The sequence below is a fragment of the Streptomyces flavofungini genome (genome assembly GCF_014650815.1).
GTDB lineage: Bacteria > Actinomycetota > Actinomycetes > Streptomycetales > Streptomycetaceae > Streptomyces > Streptomyces flavofungini.
The window spans coordinates 1-7,730 of the sequence record NZ_BMVR01000046.1; the positions used below are offsets into that span (position 1 = coordinate 1).

At 72.6% G+C, this 7,730-nt stretch carries 1 protein-coding gene; it reads left to right on the top strand.

The window, feature by feature from the left end; translation table 11 throughout:
- A partial coding sequence (locus tag IE274_RS38965; RefSeq protein ID WP_190120690.1) for a non-ribosomal peptide synthetase occupies window positions 1-7,730 on the top strand: 7,730 nt, incomplete at both ends.

A 7,730-nucleotide genomic window follows, 5' to 3' on the forward strand; every position in this document is an offset into this window, starting at 1 on the left:
AGCGGGTCGGCGTCGACGACAACTTCTTCACCGTCGGTGGCCACTCCCTGCTCGCGACCCGGCTCGTCAGCCGCATCCGCACCACGCTCGACGTCGAGATCCCGATCCGTGCTGTCTTCGCCGCGCCGACGGTCGCGGAACTCGTCGAGCACCTCACCGGCGGCGGCAGCGTCCGCGCCCGGCTCCGCCGGGCAGAGCCCCGCCCCGAGCGCGTACCGCTGTCGTACGCGCAGCGCCGCCTGTGGTTCATCGACCGCTTCGAGGGCCCCTCGGCGACATACAACACACCGTTCCCGCTGCGCCTGACCGGCACGCTCGACGCCGCCGCGTTCGAGGCCGCCGTCAACGACGTGGTCACGCGGCACGAGAGCCTGCGCACGCTGATCATCGACGACGGTGCGGGCGTGCCCTTCCAGAAGGTGCTGCCCGCCGCAGACGTGCACGTCGCCGTGCCCGTCGTCGACGTGACGCCCGAGGCCCTCGACGACGCCGTGGCCGAGGCCGCCGGTCACGGCTTCGACCTGGCCGGTGAGGTCCCGGCCCGGGCCACCGTGTTCCGCTGCGGCGAGGACGAGTTCGTCCTGCTGCTCCTGTTCCACCACATCGTCAGCGACGGCGTGTCCATGGGCCCGCTGTCCCGCGACCTCGCCGCCGCCTACACCGCCCGGCTCGCGGGCACCGCGCCGGACTGGGAGGAACTCCCGGTCCAGTACGTGGACTACACGCTGTGGCAGCGCGAGCTGCTCGGCGCCGAGGACGACCCCGAGAGCGTGCAGTCCGCGCAAGTCGACTACTGGCGCGAGGAGCTGGCGGGCGTGCCCCAGCCGCTCCGCCTGCCCACCGACCGGCCCCGCCCGCAGGCCGCCAGCCACCGTGGCGGCACGGTCGAGTTCGCCCTCGACCGGGACGTGATGGACACCGTCGAGGAGCTGGCCCGGCGCCGCGGCGCGACCGCGTCGATGGTGCTCCAGTGCGCCCTGACGGTGCTGCTGCACGGCCTCGGCGGCGGCGACGACATCACCGTCGGCGCCCCGGTCGCGGGCCGCACCGACGAACTCCTCGCGGACCTGGTCGGCTTCTTCGTCAACACCTGGGTGCTGCGCGCCGACCTGTCCGGCAACCCCGCCTTCGAGGACCTGCTCGACCAGGCCCGCGACAAGTCCCTGGCCGCGTACGACCACCAGGACGTGCCGTTCGAGCGCCTGGTGGAGGTGCTCAACCCGGAGCGGTCCACGGCGTACGCGCCGCTGTTCCAGGTGATGTTCGCCTGGCAGAACTTCCACCGGAACGACTTCGCCCTGCCCGGCCTCGACGTGCGGTTCGAGCGGATCCGCAACGAGAGCGCCAAGTTCGACCTGTTCTTCAACATGGCCGACATCCCGGGCCACGGCGTCGTCGGCCACCTGGAGTACGCCACCGACCTGTTCGACCCCGCGAGCGCCCAGGGGATCACCGACCGGTTCATCCGCGTCGTCGGCCTCCTCGCGGCCGACCCGGCGCAGCGCGTCGGCGCCGTCGAGCTGGTCGAGCCCGCCGAACGGGACCTGGTACTGCGCGACTTCAACGACACCGCGCGGCCGACGCCCGTGCTCACCGTGCCCGGCCTGTTCGAGGAGCAGGCGGCGCGCACTCCGGAGGCGGTCGCCGTCGTCGACGGTGACTCGTCGTGGACGTACCGCGAACTGGACGCGCGTGCCGAGCTGTTGGCGTGTGAGCTGGTCCGGCGCGGGGTGGGTCCGGAGGCGGTCGTGGGTCTGGCGCTGCCGCGTTCGGCGGACCTGGTCGTGGGCTTGCTGGGGGTGCTCAAGGCGGGTGCCGCGTATCTGCCGATCGACCCGAGGTACCCCAGCTCCCGCTTGGACCACATCCTGTCCGACGCGCGGCCGAGGCTGCTGCTCACGGACGCGGACACCGTCGGGGTCCTGCCGGACAGCGGCATTCCGCGGTTGTTCGTCGGTGACCTCGACCTGGAGCCTGAGATGGGCGACGTCAAGGTCCGTGACCTGGACCGGGTGGTGCCGTTGCGGCCGGACAATGTGGCGTACGTGATGTACACCTCGGGCTCGACCGGCACCCCGAAGGGCGTCATGGTCACGCACACCAACGTGGTGAACGGCGTGACGCGCCTCGCCGCGTCCGTGGGTATCGACTCCGCCACGCGGATGCTGGCCGCGACGTCGGTCAACTTCGACGTGTCGGTCTTCGAGACCTTCGCGACCCTGTCCCAGGGCGGCACCGTCGAGGTGGCCCGGGACGTGCTGGTCATCGGGGAGGGGGGCGGCTGGACGGGCGGTGTCGTGTCCACTGTTCCGTCGGTGTTCGCCGAGCTCCTTGACCAGGTCGACGGTGAACTCGTTGTGGACTCCGTGGTGTTCGCGGGCGAGGTCCTGCCCGCGGCGCTCGTGGACCGGGTGCGCGAGGCCATTCCGGGTGTCCGTGTCGTCAACGCCTACGGCCAGACGGAGTCGTTCTACGCGACGACGTGGGCGCTGCCCGCCGACCAGGAGTGGGGCGGCTCGGGCAGCGTCCCCATCGGCGCTCCGCTCGGCAACATGCGGGCCTATGTGCTCGGTTCGGGTCTCGCGCCCGTGCCGGTGGGTGTCGTGGGTGAGCTGTACATCGCGGGCAACGTGGCGCGCGGCTACTTCGGGCGCGCCGACCTGACCGCCGACCGCTTCGTCGCCGACCCCTACGGCCCGGCGGGTTCGCGCATGTACCGCACCGGCGACCTCGCCCGCTGGACCCCCGAGGGCCAGCTCGACTACGTCGGCCGCGGTGACGCGCAGGTCAAGGTGCGCGGCATCCGCATCGAGCCCGGCGAGGTCGAGGCCGCGCTCGCCGCGCACCCGGGTGTCGCCCAGGCCGTCGTGGCCGTCAAGGACGGCCGCGGCGGCAAGCAGCTCGTCGGCTATGTGGTCCCGGCCGGTGAGCAGGTCGAGGACGTCAACGCCGACCTCGACCTGACCGCCGGTGTCCCGGTGGAGGAACTGCGCAGGTTCGCCTCCGGCCGCCTGCCCGAGTTCATGGTGCCCGCGGTGTTCGTGGTCCTCGACCGCCTGCCGCTGGCCCCCAACGGCAAGCTGGACCGCGAGGCCCTGCCCGAGCCGGAGTTCACGGCGGGGGAGTACCGGGCGCCGCGCACCGCCGAGGAGAAGGTCCTCGCCGGGGTGTACGCGGAGGTCCTCGGTCTCGGCCGGGTCGGTGTCGACGACGACTTCTTCGCCGTCGGCGGCGACTCCATCCGCTCCATCCAGGTGGTGTCCCGCGCCAAGGCACAGGGCGTCGAGACCACCCCTCGGCAGATCTTCGAGTGCCGCACGGTGGCCGAGCTCGCCGTCGCGGCCGTCGAGAACCGGCTCGCGGGCGCCGGTGCGGTCCTGGAGGAGCTTGCGGGCGGCGGCGTCGGCTGGATGCCGCTGCTTCCCGTGGCCCGCTACCTGACGTCCGAACTCGGTGGGAACACCGACCGGTTCTCCATGTCGACGGTCCTCGACCTGCCGCAGGGCATCGACGAGGCGGGCCTCTTCGCGACGCTGAGCGCCGTCGTCGACCACCACGACGTGCTGCGTTCGCGCTTCCGCGCCGAGGGCGAGGGCGGCCTTGAGGTCACCGCGCCCGGCACCGTCGACGTGGCGCCGCTGGTGCACCGCGTGGAGTGCGACGGCGACTGGGACTCGGCTGCCTGGCGGCGGCTCGCGACCGCCGAACTCGACGCCGCCACCGGGCGGTTGAACCCGACGGCCGGGGTGATGGCCCAGTTCGTGTGGTGCGACACCGCGGGTGCCGACCCGGCCGGACGCCTCATCGTCGTCCTGCACCACCTGGTCGTGGACGGCGTGTCCTGGCGCATCCTGGTGCCGGACCTGGCCGCGGCCTGGGAGGGGGTCAAGGCGGGCAGGACGCCGGAGCTCGCTCCGGTCGGCACCTCCCTGCGCCGCTGGTCCCACGCCCTCAAGGACGAGGCGAACCGCGAGTCCCGCACCGCCGAACTCCCGCTGTGGGAGGGCATGCTGGAGGGTGCCGACCCGGTCATCGGCTCGCGTCCGCTCGACCCGGCAGTGGACGTCACCGCCACGGTGGAGACCGTGTCCGTGCAGCTGCCGGTGGCGGTGACGGAGTCCCTCCTGACGACCGTCCCGGCCGCGTTCCACGGCGGTGTCGACGACGGCCTGCTCGCCGCCCTCGCCCTCGCGGTCTCGCGCTGGCGGGGCGAGCGTGGCGTGCCGGAGTCCTCGGCGTCCTCGACGCTGATCCGGCTGGAGGGTCACGGGCGTGCGGAGCACGTGGCTCCGGGCGCGGACGTCTCGCGCACCCTCGGCTGGTTCACGAGCATGTTCCCGGTACGTCTGGACGTCGCCGGGCACGACGTGGCCGAGGCCTTCGCCGGTGGCAGGGCCGCGGGCGGCGTGGTCAAGGCGGTCAAGGAGCAGCTCCTGTCCGTGCCCGACAAGGGCATCGGCTTCGGCCTCCTGCGCTACCTGAACCCGGAGACGTCCCGCGCCCTCGCGGGCCGCCCGACCGGCCAGATCGCGTTCAACTACCTCGGCCGGTTCTCCGCCGACGACATGCCCGAGGCACTGCGCGGCCTCGGCTGGACCACCGCGCCCGACACCGACGCGCTCATCGCCGACCTCGACGCGGAGATGCCCGCCCTCGCGACGGTGGACTTCACCGCGTACGTCACCGACAGCGCCCAGGGACCGGAGCTCACCGCGAGCGTCGGCTTCCCCACCGGTGTGCTGACCCGCGACGAGGTGCGGCGCCTGGCGGACCTGTGGTGCGCGGCCCTGGACGGCCTCACCCGGCACGCCGCCGAGCCGGACGCGGGCGGCCTGACGCCGTCCGACGTGCCGCTCGTCACCGTCGAGCAGTCCGACATCGAGGCCTGGGAGGAGAAGTACCCGGGCGTCTCGGACGTCTGGCCGCTCACCACGATGCAGTCGGGCCTGCTGTTCCACAGCTTGCTCGGCGCCCGTGACGCCGAGGGCCCGGCCGACGCCCGCGACGCGTACCACATCCAGCTCGTGATGCACCTGTCCGGACAGATCGACCCGGCCCGCGTCCGCAAGGCCGGTCAGGCGCTGCTCGACCGGTACGCGAACCTGCGGGCCGCGTTCGTGCCCGACTCGGCGGGCGAGCTGGTCCAGCTCATCGTGGACGGCGCCGAACTCCCCTGGAGCCAGGCCGACTTCAGCGCACTGCCCGAGGGCGAGCGCGCGGAGGCATTGGAGAGGCTGCTCGCCGAGGACCAGGTCACCCCCTTCGACCCGGCCGCCGCACCCCTGCTGCGGATGTGCCTGGTCACGATGGGCGACAACCTCTCCGAGCTGGTCTTCAGCGCCCACCACGTGCTGTACGACGGCTGGTCCTTCCCGATGCTCGTCCAGGACCTGCTTCGTCTGTACGGCTCACACGGCGACCCGGCCGAACTGCCGCGCGTGCGCGGCTACCGGGAGTTCCTGGCCTGGCTGTCGCAGCAGGACCGGGGCGAGGCCGCCCGGGCCTGGGCGCGGGAGCTGGACGGGGTGGCGGAGCCGACGATGCTGGCTCCGGGCGCCTCGGCGGAACAGGGCGGCCTGGACATGGTCGAGGTGCCGCTGCCCACGGAGGACGCCAGGGCCCTGTCCCGGCGCGCCGCGGAGCTGGGCATCACCCTCAACACCCTGGTGCAGGGCGCCTGGGCGCTCGCCCTGGGCCAGTTGACGGGACGTCAGGACGTGACGTTCGGCGCCACGGTGTCCGGCCGTCCGCCGTCGGTGACCGGCGTCGACACCATGGTCGGCCTGTTCATCAACACCCTGCCCGTGCGGGTGGCGGCCGAGCCGGGCCAGACCCTGGCCCAGCTCCTCACCGGCCTCCAGGACCGTCAGGCCGCGCTCCTGGACCACCACCACTACGGCCTGTCGGACATCCAGCGGGCCACCGGACTCGGCACGCTCTTCGACACCCTCGTGGTGTTCGAGTCCTTCCCGGTCGACCACGCGGGCATGAGCGACGCCAACGCCGCGGCGGGCATCGCGGTGACGGGCCTGCGCGCGTCCAGCGGTACGCACTACCCGCTGATCGTCGGCGCCGACGCCTCGCCGCACCTGCGCCTCGGCCTGCAGTACCAGGACACCAGGTACGACAAGGACACGGTGAAGGGCATCGCGGGCCGCCTCGGCCGGGTGCTCCAGCAGATCGCGGCCGACCCGGAGACGCCCGTCAAGGACGTCGACGTGCTGGCGCCGGAGGAGCGGCAGCGGCTGCTCGTCGCGTTCAACGACACCGCGCGGCCGACGCCCGCGCTCACCGTGCCCGGCCTGTTCGAGGAGCAGGCGGCGCGTACTCCGGAGGCGGTCGCCGTCGTCGACGGTGACTCGTCGTGGACGTACCGCGAACTGGACGCGCGTGCCGAGCTGTTGGCGCGTGAGCTGGTCCGGCGCGGGGTGGGTCCGGAGGCGGTCGTGGGTCTGGCGCTGCCGCGTTCGGCGGACCTGGTCGTGGGCTTGCTGGGGGTGCTCAAGGCGGGTGCCGCGTATCTGCCGATCGACCCGAGGTACCCCAGCTCCCGCTTGGACCACATCCTGTCCGACGCGGCGCCGAAGCTCCTGCTCACGGACGCGGACACCGTCGGCGTGCTGCCCGAGACGGACATCCCGCGCCTGTTCCTCGGCGCCGTGGACCTCGAACCGGCGGCCACCGACGCCCCGTTGACGGATGCCGACCGCAGGGCCGCGCTCAAGCCGGACCACATCGCGTACGTGATGTACACCTCGGGCTCGACCGGCACCCCGAAGGGCGTGGCGGTCACGCACGCCAACGTGGTCAACGGCGTCACGCGCCTGGTCGAGCGGGTCGGCGGCGCGGGTTCACGGATGCTCGCGGGCACCTCGGTCAACTTCGACGTGTCGGTCTTCGAGACCTTCACGACCCTGTCGACCGGCGGCACCCTCGAAGTCGTCCGGGACGTCCTGGTCATCGGCGAGCGGGGCGGCTGGTCGGGTGGCGTCGTCTCCACCGTCCCGTCGGTCTTCGCCGAAATCCTCGACCAGGTCGACGGCGAACTCGTCGTGGACTCCGTGGTGTTCGCGGGTGAGGCGCTGCCCGCGGCGCTCGTGGACCGCGTGCGCGAGGCCATTCCGGGTGTCCGTGTCGTCAACGCCTACGGCCAGACGGAGTCGTTCTACGCGACGACCTTCACGCTGCCCGCCGACCAGGAGTGGACCGGCACCGGCAGCGCCCCCATCGGCACCCCGCTCGGCAACATGCGCGCCTACATCCTCGGCCCCACTCTCCAACCGGCACCCGAGAGTGTCGTGGGTGAGCTGTACATCGCGGGTAACGTGGCGCGCGGCTACTTCGGGCGCGCCGACTTGACCGCCGACCGCTTTGTCGCCGACCCCTACGGCCCGGCGGGCGGCCGTATGTACCGCACCGGTGACCTCGCGCGGTGGAACGCGGACGGGCAGTTGGAGTACGTCGGTCGCGGTGACGCGCAGTTCAAGGTGCGGGGCTTCCGCATCGAGCCCGGCGAGGTCGAGGCCGCGCTCGCCGCGCACCCGGACGTGGCGCAGGGCGTGGTCGTGGCCAAGGGCACCGGCACCACCGACAAGCGCTTGGTGGCGTATGTCGTCCCGGCCGGGAACGTCGAGGACATCGACGTCACCGCGCTGCGGGAGCACGTGGGCGGAAAGCTGCCCGAGTTCATGGTCCCGTCGGCCTTCGTCGTCCTGGAGCGCCTTCCGCTG